At 70.4% G+C, this 16,984-nt stretch carries 12 protein-coding genes and 1 pseudogene; 8 read left to right on the plus strand and 5 right to left on the minus strand.

What is annotated here, in order from left to right:
* Positions 1–20: 20 nt before the first annotated feature.
* The 5 genes from ACIBD9_RS21280 to polA all read left to right on the plus strand — a co-directional run bounded on the left by ACIBD9_RS21280 (position 21) and on the right by polA (position 6,614).
* Positions 21–1,004: a branched-chain amino acid ABC transporter permease gene (locus ACIBD9_RS21280; RefSeq protein ID WP_238660938.1), complete on the plus strand. Its 984-nt coding sequence runs from the start codon at positions 21–23 to the stop codon at positions 1,002–1,004.
* On the plus strand, positions 1,001–2,158 hold the full coding sequence (locus tag ACIBD9_RS21285; RefSeq protein WP_396720036.1) for a branched-chain amino acid ABC transporter permease: 1,158 nt from the start codon (positions 1,001–1,003) through the stop codon (positions 2,156–2,158). Before ACIBD9_RS21280 ends, ACIBD9_RS21285 begins: the two co-directional genes overlap by 4 nt.
* On the plus strand, positions 2,151–3,092 hold the full coding sequence (locus ACIBD9_RS21290) for an ABC transporter ATP-binding protein (RefSeq protein WP_396720038.1): 942 nt from the start codon (positions 2,151–2,153) through the stop codon (positions 3,090–3,092). Before ACIBD9_RS21285 ends, ACIBD9_RS21290 begins: the two co-directional genes overlap by 8 nt.
* Positions 3,079–3,792, plus strand: coding sequence for an ABC transporter ATP-binding protein (locus ACIBD9_RS21295; protein WP_396720040.1), 714 nt, complete (start codon positions 3,079–3,081; stop codon positions 3,790–3,792). The genes ACIBD9_RS21290 and ACIBD9_RS21295 overlap by 14 nt, the downstream gene beginning before the upstream one ends.
* Before the next feature lie 122 nt (positions 3,793–3,914).
* A complete protein-coding gene (gene polA, locus ACIBD9_RS21300) occupies positions 3,915–6,614 on the plus strand; it encodes a DNA polymerase I (protein ID WP_396720042.1) in 2,700 nt (899 codons plus the stop codon).
* A 292-nt stretch (positions 6,615–6,906) separates the two neighbouring features.
* Here the strand turns inward: polA and ACIBD9_RS21305 are convergent.
* The 4 genes and pseudogenes from ACIBD9_RS21305 to ACIBD9_RS21320 form a co-directional block, all read right to left on the minus strand.
* Positions 6,907–7,251: pseudogene (locus tag ACIBD9_RS21305) on the minus strand (DUF3140 domain-containing protein); the annotation flags it as partial.
* The gene (locus ACIBD9_RS21310; RefSeq protein WP_387171257.1) at positions 7,238–7,456 is read right to left on the minus strand and encodes a DUF2945 domain-containing protein; all 219 of its coding nucleotides are present in this window, start codon (positions 7,454–7,456) and stop codon (positions 7,238–7,240) included. The pseudogene ACIBD9_RS21305 and the gene ACIBD9_RS21310, both read right to left, overlap by 14 nt.
* 36 nt (positions 7,457–7,492) lie before the next feature.
* Complete coding sequence (locus ACIBD9_RS21315; protein ID WP_396720045.1) at positions 7,493–8,098, minus strand: Uma2 family endonuclease; 606 nt, start codon at positions 8,096–8,098, stop codon at positions 7,493–7,495.
* A gap of 54 nt (positions 8,099–8,152) precedes the next feature.
* Entirely contained in the window at positions 8,153–8,959 is an 807-nt protein-coding gene (locus tag ACIBD9_RS21320; RefSeq protein ID WP_396720047.1) for a class I SAM-dependent methyltransferase, read from the minus strand.
* Positions 8,960–9,453: 494 nt separating this feature from the next.
* On the opposite strand from ACIBD9_RS21320, the gene rpsA reads away from it, so the two are divergent.
* Both rpsA and coaE read left to right on the plus strand, forming a co-directional pair.
* Positions 9,454–10,965 (plus strand): 30S ribosomal protein S1, encoded by a 1,512-nt coding sequence (gene rpsA / locus ACIBD9_RS21325; RefSeq protein WP_091407939.1) that lies wholly within the window; start codon positions 9,454–9,456, stop codon positions 10,963–10,965.
* Positions 10,966–11,380: 415 nt separating this feature from the next.
* A complete protein-coding gene (coaE, locus tag ACIBD9_RS21330; protein WP_396720049.1) occupies positions 11,381–12,562 on the plus strand; it encodes a dephospho-CoA kinase in 1,182 nt (393 codons plus the stop codon).
* A gap of 9 nt (positions 12,563–12,571) precedes the next feature.
* Here the strand turns inward: coaE and ACIBD9_RS21335 are convergent, their stop codons facing one another.
* Positions 12,572–14,593, minus strand: coding sequence for a hypothetical protein (locus tag ACIBD9_RS21335; RefSeq protein WP_396720051.1), 2,022 nt, complete (start codon positions 14,591–14,593; stop codon positions 12,572–12,574).
* Between the two features lie 205 nt (positions 14,594–14,798).
* Here ACIBD9_RS21335 and uvrB point away from each other — a divergent pair, with 205 nt between their 5' ends.
* Positions 14,799–16,907, plus strand: coding sequence for an excinuclease ABC subunit UvrB (gene uvrB, locus ACIBD9_RS21340; protein WP_396720053.1), 2,109 nt, complete (start codon positions 14,799–14,801; stop codon positions 16,905–16,907).
* The last annotated feature ends 77 nt before the right edge of the window (positions 16,908–16,984 follow it).

The raw sequence follows: 16,984 nt of genomic DNA on the forward strand, positions 1-16,984 counted from the left end.
TCGATTCAAGGAGACCCCCGGTGCATTTCGATGAACTGATCGGCCATCTCGGCCAGCACACGGTCGATGGCCTGTCCAAGGGCGCCATCTACGCCCTGATCGCCCTTGGCTACACCCTCGTCTACGGCGTCCTTCGTCTGATCAACTTTGCGCACTCCGAGGTGTTCATGGTCGGTACCTTCTCGGTGCTGATCCTGTGGACCCAACTCGGGGTGAAAAATAACCCGCCTGTCGGCCAGGCGATCCTGTTCCTGGTGCTCGGTCTGATCGTCGCGGCGGTCGCCTCGGGCGGTACGGCTCTGGCCCTCGAGCGGATCGCGTACCGGCCGTTGCGGCGGAAGAACGCGCCGCCGCTGATCTTCCTGATCACCGCGATCGGCCTGTCGCTGGTCTTCGTGGAACTCTTCGGCCAGGTGCTGCCGAAGCTGCTCGGCGGCGTGTTGCCGGAGGCGTTCGGCCGGCCCCGTCAGATCGTCGGTATGCCGACGATCATCCAGCAGGAAACCCTGTTCACCATCGGCAACACCGCGATCACGAACATCCAGCTGATCGTCTTCGTGGCGGCGGTGGCGATGATGGCGGTGCTGGACTGGTTCATCAACCGCACCCGGTACGGCCGGGGCGTGCGGGCGGTGGCCCAGAACCCGGAGACCGCCGCGCTGATGGGCGTCAACCAGGAGCGCGTGATCATGCTGATCTTCGTGCTCGGTGGCATCATGGCCGGCGCCGCCGCGCTGTTGTGGAGCATGCGGTTCGGCTTCACCCAGAACAGCATCGGCTTCGTGCTCGGCCTGAAGGCGTTCACCGCCGCCGTGCTCGGTGGCATCGGCAACCTGCGCGGCGCGCTGCTGGGTGGTCTCTTCCTCGGCATCGTCGAGGTCTACGGCGCCACGCTCTTCGCGTCCAACTGGGAGGACGTCATCGCCTTCGTGGTGCTGATCGTGGTGCTGATGTTCCGGCCCACCGGCCTGTTGGGTGAGTCGCTCGGGAGGGCCCGCGCATGATCGACAAGATTCGCACCGCAGACCGCCGTCGGGTCGGCATGCTGACCTCGGTCGGCGACCGCTGGCGGGCGCTGACGAAGTGGCAGCAGGCCCTCGGGCTCGCCGCCTTCGTGGCGTTCCTCTACTACCTGCCCCTGCTTGGCATCCCGGGCCTGACCTGGTTGCGTACCGACTCGATCGAGGGCGGTAACAACTGGGCGGGTGTGCTCTTCGTCTGTGCCATCTACGTGCTGGTCGCCATCGGCCTTAATGTGGTGGTCGGTCTCGCCGGCCTGCTCGACCTGGGCTACATCGGCTTCTTCGCCATCGGGGCGTACAGCGTGGCGCTGTTCGGCTCGGTGAACTCGCCGGTGGTGAAGTGGATCCAGCAGGAGTTCAACCTGCCGCCGACCTGGGCGGTGACCTGGGCGATCTGCCTGTTCATCGCGATCGTGCTGACGATGATCTCCGGGGTGCTGCTGGGCTGGCCGACGCTGCGGCTGCGCGGTGACTACCTGGCCATCGTGACGCTGGGCTTCGGCGAGATCATCCGCATCGTGGCCCGTAACGCCACCGGGCTGACCAACGGCCCGGTCGGTATCTCGGCCATCCCCGGTCCCGAGGGCGCGCCGTCGCCGGACAACAAGGTCTTCGGTCTGATCGACGCGAAGCCCTGGTACTGGTTGGCGATCACGTTCGTACTGATCATGGTGTTCCTGGTCCGTCGGCTGGAGCACAGCCGGGTCGGCCGGGCGTGGTTGGCCGTGCGGGAGGACGAGGACGCCGCCGCGGTGATGGGCGTGTACCCGTTCAAGTTCAAGCTCTGGGCGTTCGCCATCGGTGCGGCGCTCGGTGGCCTGTCCGGCTTCCTCTTCGGCAGCCGGAACGCGTTCATCGACCCGACCCAGTTCAACGCGAACCTGTCCATCCTGTTCGTGGCCATGGTGGTGGTCGGTGGTTCCGGCAACATGATCGGCGTCTCGCTCGGCGCGGTGCTGCTGGCGTACCTGCCGGAGCGGTTCCGCGACTTCGCCGACTACCGGTGGTTGGTCTTCGGTCTGGCCATGGTGTTGGTGATGATCCTGCGTCCGCAGGGCCTGGTCCCGAGCCGGCGGCGTGCCCGCGAGTTGAAGGACCGCGCGGCAGAGGCAGAGGAGGCGCCCGCTCATGTCTGACCAGTCCACCAGCACCACCACGCCGAAGATCCCGACGCAGGCGGGGCCCCGGACGGTCCTGCTCGAAGTCGATGACGTCACGCTCCGCTTCGGCGGGGTGGTCGCCCTCGACAAGATCAATTTTCAGATCTACGAGGGCGAGATCCTCGGCCTCATCGGGCCGAACGGCGCCGGCAAGACCACCAGCTTCAACGTGATGACCGGGGTCTACAAGCCGACCTCCGGCGCGGTCCGGTTCCGCGGCCAGAAGGTGACCGGTCGCAAGCCGCACCAGATCAGCCAGTTGGGCATCTCCCGGACGTTCCAGAACATCCGGCTCTTCCCGGAGATGACGGCGCTGGAGAACGTCATGGTCGGGACCGACTCCCGGCACAAGACGAGCGTGCCCGGGGCGCTGTTCCGGCTCTACCGGGTGCGGCCCAAGCCGGAGGAGCTGCCGCAGGTCACCGCCGCGTCCGGGATCGTCCGGACCTGGCAGCAGGTGCGCCTGTCGGCCGCCAAGATCTTCGGCCTGTCCCGGCACATCCTGGAGGAGCGGGCGGCTGAGAACAAGGCGCTCGAGCTGCTCCGCTTCGTCGGGATCGCCGACCGGGCCAACGACGAGGCGCGCAACCTGCCGTACGGCTACCAGCGTCGGTTGGAGATCGCCCGCGCGTTGGCCACCGAGCCGAAGCTGATCTGCCTGGACGAGCCGGCCGCCGGCTTCAACCCGGCGGAGAAGGAGGAACTCCTCAGCCTGATCCGCAAGATCCGTGACATGGGCCTGACCGTCCTGCTCATCGAGCACGACATGCGGCTGGTCATGGGGGTCACCGACCGGATCGTGGTGCTGGAGTTCGGCCGTAAGATCGCCGAGGGTGCGCCCGCGGAGGTCAGCCGCGATCCGAAGGTGATCGCCGCGTACCTGGGGGAGCCCGCCGATGACGCTGCTTGAGCTGGAGAACGTCGCCGTCGCGTACGGCCGGATCGAGGCGCTGCACGGGATCAGCCTCACCGTCAACGAGGGTGAGGTGGTGGCCCTGATCGGCGCGAACGGCGCCGGTAAGACCACCACCATGCGGGCCATCTCCGGCACCCGCTCCCTGGCCGACGGGAAGATCACGTTCAACGGCGAGGACATCAGCAAGCTCCGGGCCGACCTGCGGGTGGTCCGGGGGCTGTGTCAGTCGCCGGAGGGACGGCAGATCTTCCCGGGTATGACGGTCATGGAGAACCTGGACATGGGGGCGTACACCCGGCGGGACTCCGCCGGCATCGCCTCCGACCTGGAGCGGGTGCTGACCCTCTTCCCGCGGTTGGCCGAGCGGCGCAAGCAGGCCGGTGGCACCCTCTCCGGCGGCGAGCAGCAGATGCTCGCGGTCGGTCGGGCGCTGATGAGCCGACCGAAGCTGCTGCTGCTCGACGAGCCGTCGATGGGGCTGGCCCCGTTGGTGATCCGGCAGATCTTCGACATCATCACCGAGATCAACCAGCAGGGCACCACGATCCTGCTGGTGGAGCAGAACGCCCAGCAGGCGCTGTCGCGGGCACACCGCGGCTACGTGCTGGAGACCGGTCAGATCGTGAAGGAGGGGTCCGGTCAGGACCTGCTGCACGATCCGTCGGTCAAGGAGGCGTACCTCGGCGTGGCCTGAGCCACCCGAGTCGGCGGCCGGTCATCCCCTCGCGGGTGGCCGGCCGCCGCCGTTTGGCTCGACGTCGCGGCACCCCGTGCCGAGGGCCAGGGATGTCGGTACGACGGGCTAGAGTCGCTGCCGTGACAGCTACGACACCGCGCCTGCTTCTCGTCGACGGACACTCCATGGCATACCGGGCTTTCTTCGCCCTGCCCGTGGAAAACTTCTCCACCACGACGGGTCAGCCGACCAACGCGGTGTACGGCTTCACCTCGATGCTGATCAACGTGCTGCGCGACGAGCAGCCCACCCACATCGTCGTGGCCTTCGACGTCTCCCGCCGTTCCTTCCGCACGGACAAGTACGCGGAGTACAAGGCCGGCCGCAGCGAGACCCCGACCGACTTCAAGGGCCAGGTCAGCCTGGTCAAGGAGGTCCTGGCCGCGCTGCAGATCCCGGTGGTGGAGAAAGAGGGCTTCGAGGCCGACGACGTGATCGCCACGCTCGCCTGCCAGGCCCGCGACCAGGGCATGTCGGTGCTGATCAGCAGCGGTGACCGCGACGCGTTCCAGCTGGTCGACGACCAGATCACCGTCCTCTATCCGCGCAAGGGCGTCTCCGACCTGGCCCGGATGGACCCGGCGGCGATCGAGGCGAAGTACGGCGTTCCGCCCCAGCAGTACCGGGACCTCGCCGCCCTGGTCGGCGAGACCAGTGACAACCTGCCCGGCATCCCGGGCGTCGGCCCGAAGACCGCCGCCAAATGGATCACCACGTACGGCGGGGTGGAGGGCGTGATCGCCCGGGCCGACGAGATCAAGGGCAAGGCCGGCGACAGCCTGCGGGAGCGGCTCGCCGACGTGATCCGCAACTACGAGATCAACTGCCTCGTCTCCGACCTGGAGCTGCCGCTGCGCCCGGAGGACTCCCGCTGGACGGGGTGGGACCGGGAGGCGGTGCACCAGGTCTTCGACACCCTGGAGTTCCGCATCCTGCGCGACCGCCTCTACCAGTACCTGGAGTCGGTCGAGCCGGAGGCCGAGTCCGGCTTCGACCTCACCGGCGAGGTGCTCACCGAGCCCGGCGCGCTGGCCGGCTGGCTGACCACGCACGTCCCCACCGGCACCCAGGTCGGCTTGGCGGTCAAACTCGACACCGGCCCCAACCGCCGGCACACCGCCTCGATCACCGGTCTCGCGCTGGCCACCGCCGGCGGTGCGGCGGCCTGGGTCGACCCGGCCCAGCTCGACCCGACCGACGAGGGCGCCCTGGGCAGTTGGTTGGCCGACGAGCAGCGCCCCAAGGTGCTGCACGACAGCAAGCCGGCCGTGCTGGCCTGCGCCGCGCACGGCTGGCAGCTCGCCGGCATCGTCCGCGACACCCAGATCGCCGCGTACCTGGCCCGCCCCGACCAGCGGTCCTACGACCTGACCGACCTGGCGCTGCGCTACCTGCATCGGGAGCTGCGGGTGGACGTCCCGGAGTCCGGCCAGCTCACTCTCGACGGCCTCGGCGACGAAGGGGTGGTCGAGCAGAACCTGATGCTCCAGGCCCGGGCCACCCTCGACCTGGCCGACGCGATCGACGCCGAGCTGTCCCGCGACGGCGAGCAGTCCGCCCGGCTGATGGCCGGCGTGGAACTGCCGCTGATGCGGGTGCTGGCCACCATGGAGAGCACCGGCATCGCCGCCGACACCCACTACCTGTCCGAGCTGGAGGCCCACTTCGCCGCCGAGGTGAAGGCCGCCGCGCAGGGCGCGTACGAGGCGGTCGGCCGGGAGTTCAACCTCGGCTCGCCCAAGCAGCTGCAGGAGATCCTCTTCACCGAGCTGGGTCTGCCGAAGACCAAGAAGATCAAGACGGGTTACACCACCGACGCCGACGCCCTGCAGTGGCTCTACGTGCAGCAGCCGCACCCGGTGCTGGCCCACCTGCTGCGCCACCGGGACGTGGCCAAGCTCAAGTCGACAGTCGACGGGCTGCTCAAGTCGGTCTCCGACGACGGTCGGATCCACACCACCTTCAACCAGACCGTGGCGGCCACCGGTCGGCTCTCCTCCACCGAGCCCAACCTGCAGAACATCCCGATCCGCACCGAGGAGGGTCGTCGGATCCGGCGGGCCTTCGTGGTGGGGGAGGGCTACGAGAGTCTGCTCACCGCCGACTACAGCCAGATCGAGATGCGCATCATGGCGCACCTCAGCTCGGACGACGCGCTGATCGACGCGTTCAACTCCGGCGCCGACTTCCACGCCGCCACCGCCTCGTCGGTCTTCGGGGTGCCGCTCGACGAGGTCACCCCCGACCAGCGCCGCAAGATCAAGGCCATGAACTACGGCCTGGCGTACGGGCTCAGCGCCTTCGGTCTGTCCCAGCAGCTCAACATCAGCACCGAAGAGGCGCGCGGGCTGATGGAAAACTACTTCGCCGGCTTCGGCGGGGTGCGCGACTACCTCCAACAGGTGGTCGCCCGGGCCCGGCAGGACGGCTACACCTCGACCATCCTGGGCCGGCGCCGCTACCTGCCCGACCTGGTCAGCGACAACCGGCAGCGCCGCGACATCGCCGAGCGGATGGCGCTCAACGCTCCCATCCAGGGCTCCGCCGCCGACATCATCAAGGTGGCGATGCTGCACGTCGACACCGCGCTCCGCGACGCCGGGCTGCGCTCACGGATGCTGTTGCAGGTGCACGACGAGCTGGTCTTCGAGGTCGCGCCGGGTGAGCGGGAGGCGTTGGAGGCCCTGGTCCGGCACGAGATGGGCGGGGCTTACCCGCTGTCGGTGCCGCTGGAGGTGTCGGTCGGTCTGGGCCGCGACTGGAACAGCGCTGATCACTGATCAGATCTTGGTTGCGGTGTGGGGGTTCCGGGGCCCGGCTTCCAGTGGTTGCGGTGCGGGGGTTCCGGGCAGCCCGACCCACTCCGGGCGGGCTTGATCCCTGCGTGGGTCGGGCCGCCCGGAACCCCTGACCGGGTCGTCCTGGTCGCGGGCGTTGGTGTTGTCGATCAGGGCCCCGCCGGGCGCGCACCGTTCCGAGATTGGCGCAACTTCGGGGAAAGTGCTGGGTCGTGGCGTCGGGAGGCACCAACTCCACCGAAGTTGCGCAGATCTTGCGGCGGACGACCAACTACTTCATGGGGTCGTGGCCCCAGTTCATGAGGGACCAGCGCCACTTGGTGTCGCGGACGTCGCCGGAGGGGCGCTGCGCCATGTGCCGGCGTACGTAGCCGACCACCTTGCGCATGTGCTTGTAGTCGCCCTCGGACAGGTCACCACGTTTGCGACGGAGCAAGTTGATGATCTTCCGGCCGGACTCGTGCCCGACGGACTCGCCACCACCAGCGCGGCCGCCCTTGTGCCAGCCGACCCGCTTGGACTCGTCGGTCTCCAGCCACGTGGACAGCTCACCGGGCTTCATGTTCACCGCTTCGGTGAACTCCCGGTAGGTGTCCCGGCCGTCGTCACTTCTGCTCATGACGCAGCGCCTCGGGGCGGTGGGCCACGTCGCGGCCCGTGCCGTCACTGCGGACCCGGTACTGCGGGTCGTCAGGGGCCGCGTTCACGGCCCGCCCGCGGATCCGCGTCCGCTCGGTGATCGTCCCCCGCACCACGCCGTACGCGCGGCTGCCGTGGGCCGACCAGGAGACATGGTCGCCCTCGTGGAATCTCTGTTCGGCCATGGTCGTCGGCTACCCGAGGCGGCCGGGACGAAACGACTACGGGGTGATATCGGCGACCGGCAGCTTGATGCCGAACGGCTCGGTCAGCTCGATCACGTCGGCGCCGTCGGCGACCAGCTCGTACTGTCGCTCACCGCCCGGCCCCACCCGGTCGCCGATCCGGTACGCGTACACGTGCACCGGGTCCTGCTCGATCCGCCAGTAGAAGGGGATGCCGGCTGCGGCGTACTCACCCGGCTTCGCGAACCGGTCGATGCGTCGTGTACCGGGCGAAACGATCTCCACGGCGAGTACGACGTCCTCCGGTCGTAGCCAGGACCGGTCGGACGGCACGTCGGCGCGGCACAACAGGACATCCGGGCGTCGGCTGGTGTCGTAGCTGAGCTCGACCGCGACGGCCTGGGTGGCTCGGATGTCCGCCGGTGCGTGGCAGCGCAGCCACGTCCAGAGCAGGCCGGCGATGTCCTGGTGGCCCAAGGTGGGGAAGGGCATCACCTGGAGTGCTCCGTCGACGAGTTCGACGCGCGGCGAGTCGTCGTCCGGCAGGTTCTGCAGGTCGACGACCTGATAGTCGGCGCGCTGTTGTCGTGCCGGGTCCGGACGCCAGCGGTCCGGCGGTGTCGGGTTCGGCCATGCGCTCACCGGCGGACCGTAGCGTCCGTGGCGTGCGGGTCCGTCGCACTCCGCGTGCGGCGCTCACCCGGTGGGCTTCTCGGTGACGAAGATGGCGGTGCCGGGGAAGAGTCGTCCGCGCAGCGGGCTCCACTGCCCCCAGACCCCCTCGTGCCCCTCCGGCCACTCCGGCTCCACCAGGTCCAGCAGTCGGAACCCGGCGCCGACCAACTCGCGGATCCGGTCGCCGAGGGTGCGGTGCTGCTCGACGTAGGTGGCCACGCCGGTCTCGTCCTGTTCCACGTAGGGGGAGCGGTCGAAGTACGAGTGCACGGCCGTCAGGCCGCCCTCGCCGGGGTCGTCGAGGAAGATCCATCGCATCGGGTGGGTCACCGAGAACACCCACCGGCCGCCCGGGCGCAGCACCCGGTGCACCTCGGCGAGCAGCGCCGCCGAGTCGTCCACGAACGGGATCGCGCCGAACGCGGTGCAGGCGATGTCGAACGACCGGTCGGCGAACGGCAGGGCGAGCGCGTCGGCCTGCACCAGCGGTACGCGTACCCCGGTGCGGTCGGCGGCCTCGGCGGCGTGCCGCAACATGCCGGCGGACAGGTCGAAGGCGACCGGCCGGGCGCCCTGGGTGGCGAGCCAGCGGGCGGCGGCCGCGGCGCCGGCGCCCACCTCCAGCACCCGCCGCCCCGACACGTCGCCGAGCAGCCGGGCGTCGGCCTCGCGCAGGCCCTCGGGGCACCACACGAAGTCCACGTCGCCGAGGAACGCGCCGTGTTCGGCCTGGTATTCGTCGGCGTCGGTGTCCCACCAGCCGCGGTTGGCCCGCCGGGCCTCGGCGTCACCCACCCGGCGCCGGGTAACCCGGCTGTCGTCATCCACGCGCTCACGCTAGGCCCCACCCACCCCATTGGGTACGACGGCGCGGCCACGATCTGCGGGACTCCTCCCGCGATGGCCCTGATTGACTCGTCTTCGGTGGAAGTCGCGGTGTTGGGGTCGTGGGAGGCACCGAATATCCAGGATCCGAGTGGATCAAGCGCGGCGGCGGTGGCCGCGGCCGGCGGGACGCGAGGGTCTGCTGTGACGCAGGAGACAGCAGGGGTGTTTTCCGGGCGATTGTTCGGCTTTCGCAGGTCATCGCACGAAGAGAACCCGGGAGGGCTTGCACGCTGTGGTAATGCGCACGGTAGGCTAGACGATGCGCTCGCGGATCGCGTTGCCTCGGCAGGGAGCAGGTGCGCGGTCGACGGAGCCACATCATGATCTCACTAGGCGATCGTTCGGTGTGCCCGGCGACGGATCCGCTGGCGCGAACAGGTCACTGCGACACACCAGCCTGCTGTGACAACCCACCGACCGGAGCAACCGCCCACATGACGAGCAGCATCGAGGCCCCCTCGAGCGCCACCCGGGTCACCCACGACGATCTCGGTTCCGAGGAGGCTTTCCTCGCCGCGATCGACGAGACCATCAAGTACTTCAACGACGGCGACATTGTCGAAGGCACCGTCGTCAAGGTCGATCGGGACGAGGTCCTGCTCGACATCGGCTACAAGACCGAGGGTGTCATCCCCTCTCGGGAGTTGTCGATCAAGCACGACGTGGACCCCGCCGAGGTTGTGACGGTTGGCGACCACATCGAGGCCCTGGTCCTCCAGAAGGAGGACAAGGAGGGTCGTCTGATCCTCTCCAAGAAGCGGGCACAGTACGAGCGGGCCTGGGGCACGATCGAGAAGATCAAGGACGAGGACGGCGTCGTCCGCGGTTCGGTCATCGAGGTGGTCAAGGGCGGCCTCATCCTCGACATCGGGCTGCGGGGCTTCCTGCCCGCGTCCCTGGTCGAGATGCGTCGTGTGCGCGACCTGCAGCCGTACGTCGGGCGGGAGCTCGAGGCCAAGATCATCGAGCTGGACAAGAACCGCAACAACGTGGTTCTGTCCCGCCGGGCCTGGCTGGAGCAGACGCAGTCCGAGGTGCGCACCGAGTTCCTCAACAAGCTGCAGAAGGGCCAGGTCCGCAAGGGCGTCGTGTCCTCGATCGTCAACTTCGGCGCCTTCGTGGACCTGGGCGGCGTCGACGGTCTGGTGCACGTCTCCGAGCTCTCCTGGAAGCACATCGACCACCCGTCCGAGGTCGTCGAGGTGGGCCAGGAGGTCGAGGTCGAGGTCCTGGACGTCGACCTGGACCGCGAGCGGGTCTCGCTGTCGCTGAAGGCGACCCAGGAAGACCCGTGGCGGCAGTTCGCCCGCACCCACGCGATCCAGCAGATCGTGCCGGGTAAGGTCACCAAGCTGGTGCCGTTCGGTGCGTTCGTCCGCGTGGACGATGGCATCGAGGGCCTGGTCCACATCTCCGAGCTGGCCGAGCGCCACGTGGAGATCCCGGAGCAGGTCGTCCAGGTCGGCTCCGAGGTCATGGTCAAGGTCATCGACATCGACCTCGAGCGTCGCCGGATCTCGCTGTCGCTCAAGCAGGCCAACGAGGGCTTCGTCGAGGGCGAGGAGCACTTCGACCCGACCCTCTACGGCATGGCCGCGACGTACGACACCGAGGGCAACTACATCTACCCCGAGGGCTTCGACCCGGAGACGGGCGAGTGGCTCGAGGGGTACGACAAGCAGCGCGAGACCTGGGAGAACCAGTACGCCGAGGCTCGTCTGCGCTGGGAGGCCCACACCAAGCAGGTGCAGACCTCTCGGGCCGCCGACGCCGAGGCTGCCGCCAACCCGACTCCGGCCGTCCCGGCCGCTGCCGGTGGCGGTGGCGGTGGCACCACCTCTTCGTCCAGCCCGGCCCCGAGCCGGCAGGCCGAGGAGCCGGCCGGCACCCTGGCCACCGACGAGGCGCTCGCCGCACTGCGGGAGAAGCTCGCCGGCGGTAAGTGACCCGCTGAACGACGACGGGCCCCGTCCCCGCGATCTCCGGATCGCTGGGGGCGGGGCCCTCGCCGTACCCACCGGCACCCGCCCGCCCGCGCCCACCCGCACCCGCACCCGCACCCGCACCCGCACCCGCAAGATCGTGCTCGATCCAGGATGTAGTGGTATGCGGCGTCCGCGAGGCCCCTACATCATGGATCGAGCGCGATCTTGGCGGTCCGCACCAGCCGGCGGGCGGACCGCGCCCGGGGTAATCCGCCCGGGATAATCCGCCCGGAGTGGTCCGCCTGGGGCAATCCGCCTGGGGCACGCCCACCCCGCCGCAACTCGCCCGGTCCGGGCCCGGGCTGGGGTGGGTTGGGAGGTCGCCGGGCCGTGGGTGGGTTTGGCGGCGGGCTTGTTGATCCGGTTGACTGTTCGGGTGCTGAGGGTGGGGTTGACCGGCGGGATCGGGTCGGGCAAGAGCGCGGTGGCCGCGCGGCTCGTTGAGCGGGGCGCGGTGCTCATCGACGCCGATCGGGTGGCCCGGGAGGTGGTGGCGCCGGGTACGGACGGGCTGGCCGAGATCGTCGCCACCTTCTCCGACGCGGTGCTGGACGCCGACGGTGCACTGGACCGTGCCGCGCTGGGAGCGGTGGTGTTCGCCGACGAGACCGCCCGGCGTCGGCTGGAGGCGATCACCCACCCCCGGGTCCGGGCCCGCACCGCGGAGCTGGCCGCCGCGGCGGCACCCGACGCGATCGTCGTCAACGACGTACCGCTGCTGGTCGAGGTGGGTCTCGCGCCGACGTACCACCTGGTGGTCGTGGTGCAGACGGCCGTGTCGACCCGACTGGAGCGGCTGGCGCGCGACCGGGGGATGGGTCGCGCGGAGGCCGAGCGGCGGATCGCCGCCCAGGCCGACGATGCCCGCCGCCGGGCGGCGGCCGACGTGGTGCTGACCAACGACGGGAGTCTGACGGCGCTGCACGACGCCGTCGACGTGCTCTGGAAGCGGCGGCTGGTGCCCTACGAGGACAATCTGCGCCAGCGGCGGGTGGTCCCACCGGACGCGGCCGAGCTAGCCGAGGCCGACACGAGTTGGCCCGAGCAGTACGCGCGGCTGGCCGCCCGGATCCAGCACGCGCTCGGCTCGGACGCCCTACGGATCGATCACATCGGTTCGACGGCGGTGCCTGGCCTGGCCGCCCAGAACGTCATCGACGTGCAGGTGGCGGTCTCCAGCCTCGCCGACGCCGACGGGCCGTTGGCCGATCGGCTGGCGGGCGCCGGGTTCCCGCGGGTGCCGGGGCAGTGGTGGGACGACCCGCGCCCGGCCGGGAGAGGCCGGTGGGAGAAGCGGCTGCACGGCAGTGCGGATCCGGCCCGCCCGGTTCGTCTGCACGTGCGGATGGCGGATTCGCCGGGTTGGCGGTACGCGCTGCTGATGCGCGACCACCTGCGTGCCGACCCGGATCAGCGGGCCGCGTACCTGCTGCTCAAGCGGGACCTGGTCGACGCGGCACCGGAGGCCGGCGATTCCGGCACGGCCCGGAACCCGTGGTTCGACGAGGAGTACCTGCGGGCCGAGCAGTGGGCCGCGCAGACCGGCTGGCGGCCCTGAGGGAACCGCTCAATGGGCGCCGGGCCGAGGGGCCGAGGACCGAGGGGCTGAAGGTCGAGGGGCGGCGGGCCGAGGGTTCGCAGCCAGTCGGGGCACCACAGCGGGGTGGAGATCCAGTTGCGCCCACGTGCCGGCGTCGGTCTGCAACTCGATCCGGCGCAGCGACCCGTCCCGGTCGATCCAGTAGCGCAGCCGCGCGCCGGCCGGACCCGACTCGATGACGTCCACGGTCCGTCCGGCGGTGACGTCCTCGCGTACCCGCACGGCCGCGCCGCGGTGCCCGACCGACCCGGCGGTCACCGCGGCGTCGACCAGCACGCTCAGGTCGTCCCGGCCGGGTCGGGAGACCCGCCAGGCCCCGGCCGGAGGCGGCAGCGGCGGCCGGGCCGGCACCTCCGCCGTGCCGCCGCCGGCCTCCACCGCCGGCAGGTCCGCCCGGGCCAGACCGGCGGCGTCGCGTCGCAGCAGGGTCCGACGATCGGGTACGCCCAGGTCGGCGACCGCGAGGTACGCGGTACGCGCGGTCCAGCTCAACCAGCCGGCGCCCCGCAGGTTCGTGTCCGTGCCCGTCGGTGCGGTCAGCGTTGCCGTGGCACCACCCTGGGCGCGGAGCCGGGCCGGCAGCCGGTCGAGCCGACGTTGCTCGGCGTCGGTCAGCGCGCGGGGCAGACCGGGCCGGCCGCCGAGCGCGTCCACCGGCCGTAGGGTCGGCCGGTCCGCCCGGTTGAAGATCATCGTGACCGGGTCGGCGCCGGGCAGCCGGGTCACCAGCTTGTGCAGCCGGGCGTCCTGGTCGAGCCAGTACCGGGTCGGTCCGTCCGGGGCGGGCGTCGCGGCGCCGGGGGCGCCGGTCGCCGTGCCGGCGGCGGCCGGTGCGCCGGTGGGCAGTGGTGCCTGGATGACGTCCAGTGGGCCGGCCGGCACGGTCTCCCGGGCGATCCAACGCGCCTCAATAGGCGGTGCCGTCCGGGTGGTGGGGTCCGGGCGGTCGGCGGCGAGGTCGAGGAGCAGGTCGAGCACCGGTGCCAGGTGCGCCCCGGGTGCCAGTCGGTGCAGCCGCCACCGGTCCGCCGGGGGCATCAGTGGTGGTGCGGCGGGAGTGGGTACCGCAGCCGGGTCGGGCCGGATCACCAGCACCGGTCCGCTCCTCTGCAACAGCCCGCGTTCGGCACCCGCGCCCGGCCCGCCCACGTCGAGGTAGAGCAGCGACCGGGACCAGTCCACCCAGCCCACCAGTTCGATGCGGGTGGCGCCGGTGCCGGCCGTGACCCGTACGCCGGCGCGCAGGTCCCGCAGGTTGGTGACCCGCACGGCGGCCAGCCGCTCGCCCTCCGACACGGTCAGCGGCCGGGCCGGCTCGGGCGGGTCGGGTGCCCAGCTCAACAGCCCGAGCACCAGGGCCGTCGCGGACGTCACCGCCGTCAGACCGAGCAACAGCAGCACCGTACGCCGACGACGGCCCGCCGAGGTCGGGCCGGCGGTGTCGGCGGCTCCGCTGGTGTCCTCGGCTCCGGTGGTGTCGGCGGTGTCCGGGGTGTCGTCGTGGCGGGTGGTGTCGCGGTTCTCCGCGAGGCTTCGCGCGGCGGCTCGCTGCGGGTCGGTGGTCTTGCGGCCGGCGGTGGCCCGGCGCGCGCCGCCGGCGGACCGGCCGGCTGTGGACCTGTTCCCGGTGTCGTTGGTTCGGCTGGTCGTGGACCTGCCTCCGGAGTCGTTGGTCCGGCGGGCCTTGGACGTGTTATTGGTGTCGTTGGTGCGGCCGGCCGCCGATGCACCGCCGGCCGAGCCGGTGCGGTGCCGCCCGCTGCCGCTGGTCGGGCCGCTGCCACCGCTGGTGGGCCCGCTGCCACCGCTGGTGGGCCCGCTGCCGGTGCTCGGGTCGTCCGGCCGGGGTGAGTCGGTGCGGGCGGTGTCGGGCGCCGGGGTCGGAGAGGTGTCCACGGAGGTGAAACGGGCGGGGAGGCACCGGGGTGACGAGCAGGGGCGCTCGCGGCGGCCGGTCTGCGCCTCGAGCGCGACCACACGGGTGCGCACGCCGGACGAGCCGGGTGCTGCGACCGCAGTGCCGGGGGTGACCGGCCTGATGTTGGCCTGGCCACCGGCCCGGTCGGCCGCCGCGAGCGGCCTACATGAAGAGGGTAGTCCCGGTGACATGGGCCACACAATGGGAATATTGAAGCTGATCACGTACCTGGCGTGACGGCCGTTCCTGTCGGACCTCCGGCGTACCGTTGATGGCATGGCGCTCGACATTCCCCGGCTGGACAGCCGCTTCCAGGTCGTCAGTGACTTCCAGCCGGCCGGCGACCAACCGGCGGCCATTGACGATCTTGAGCGCCGGGTTCGGCGTGGCGACCGCAATACCGTGCTGCTCGGCGCGACCGGCACCGGCAAGAGCGCCACCACGGCGTGGCTGATCGAGCGGCTGCAACGCCCCACCCTGGTGCTCGCCCCGAACAAGACGCTCTGTGCGCAGTTGGCCAAGGAGTTCAGCGAGCTGCTGCCGCACAACGCGGTCGAATACTTCGTGTCGTACTACGACTACTACCAGCCCGAGGCCTACATCCCGCAGACCGACACCTACATCGAGAAGGATTCCTCGATCAACGAGGAGGTGGAGCGGCTGCGGCACTCGGCGACGATGTCGCTGCTCACCCGCCGCGACGTGGTCGTGGTGGCGACCGTCTCGGCGATCTACGGTCTGGGCACCCCGGAGGAGTACCTCAACCGGGCGGTGAAGGTGCAGGTCGGGCACGAGATCGACCGCGACCAGTTGCTGCGCAGGCTGGTCGACATCCAGTACACCCGCAACGACATGGCGTTCCAGCGGGGCACCTTCCGGGTCCGCGGTGACACCCTGGAGATCATCCCGGCGTACGAGGAGCTGGCGGTCCGCATCGAGCTGTTCGGTGACGAGGTGGAGAAGCTCTACTACCTCAACCCGTTGACCGGCGACGTGGTCCGCGAGGTCGACCAGCTGGTGATCTTCCCGGCCACCCACTACGCCGCGGGTCCGGAGCGGATGGAGCGGGCGATCCGCGACATCGAGGTGGAGCTGGCCGAGCGGCTCGCCGAGCTGGAGCGGCAGGGCAAGCTGCTGGAGGCGCAGCGGCTGCGGATGCGCACCACCTACGACATCGAGATGATGCGGCAGGTGGGCTTCTGCTCCGGCATCGAGAACTACTCGATGCACATGGACGGGCGGCTGCCCGGCAGCCCGCCGCACGCTCTGCTCGACTACTTCCCCGACGACTTCCTCACGGTGGTCGACGAGTCGCACGTGACCATCCCGCAGATCGGCGGCATGTACGAGGGCGACGCGTCGCGCAAGCGGATGCTCATCGACCACGGCTTCCGGCTGCCCAGCGCGGCCGACAACCGGCCGCTGCGCTTCGACGAGTTCCTGGAGCGGGTCGGCCAGATGGTCTTCCTCTCCGCGACCCCCGGCACCTGGGAGATGGAGCAGGCCCAGGGCGAGTTCGTCGAGCAGGTGATCCGACCCACCGGTCTGGTCGACCCGGAGGTCGTGATCAAGCCGACCAAGGGCCAGATCGACGACCTGATGCACGAGATCAAGCTGCGCACCGACCGGGACGAGCGGGTGCTGGTCACCACGCTGACCAAGAAGATGGCCGAGGACCTGTCCGACTACCTCCTGGAGAACGGCATCCGGGTGCGCTACCTGCACTCGGAGGTCGACACGTTGCGCCGGGTGGAGTTGCTGCGCGAGCTGCGCAAGGGCGACTACGACGTGCTCGTCGGCATCAACCTGCTCCGCGAGGGTCTGGACCTGCCCGAGGTGTCGCTGGTGGCGATTCTCGACGCCGACAAGGAGGGCTTCCTTCGTAGCGGCCGGTCGCTGATCCAGACCATCGGGCGGGCCGCCCGTAACGTCTCCGGTCAGGTGCACATGTACGCCGACAAGATCACCCCATCGATGGCGGCGGCGATCGACGAGACCGATCGGCGTCGGGCGAAGCAGATCGCGCACAACGAGGCGCACGGCATCAGCCCGGAGCCGCTGCGCAAGAAGATCCACGACATCCTGGACGACATCTACCGCGAGGCGGAGGACACCGAGAACTCCCGGGTCGGGGGCGCGGTGCGTCAGCTTTCCCGGGGCAAGGCGCCGGTCAAGGAGACCCGCAGCCGGAGCCGGTCCGCCGCCGCCACCACCTCGCGGGAGGGGATGGCCCGCGCCGACCTCGCCCAGCTCATCCAGGAGCTCAACGACCAGATGTTGGCCGCGGCACGCGAGCTGCAGTTCGAGCTTGCGGCCCGGATCCGCGACGAGGTCTCCGACCTGAAGAAGGAACTGCGCGGCATGGACGCCGCCGGCGTGAAGTGACGGCCACCCGGTCGGCCACGCCCAGCGCTCCGCTCGGCCCCGGCCGGCCGGGGCACGCGAAGGGCGGGCACCGTTGA

It is taken from the genome of Micromonospora sp. NPDC050784 (genome assembly GCF_044456765.1).
Lineage (GTDB): Bacteria > Actinomycetota > Actinomycetes > Mycobacteriales > Micromonosporaceae > Micromonospora > Micromonospora foliorum.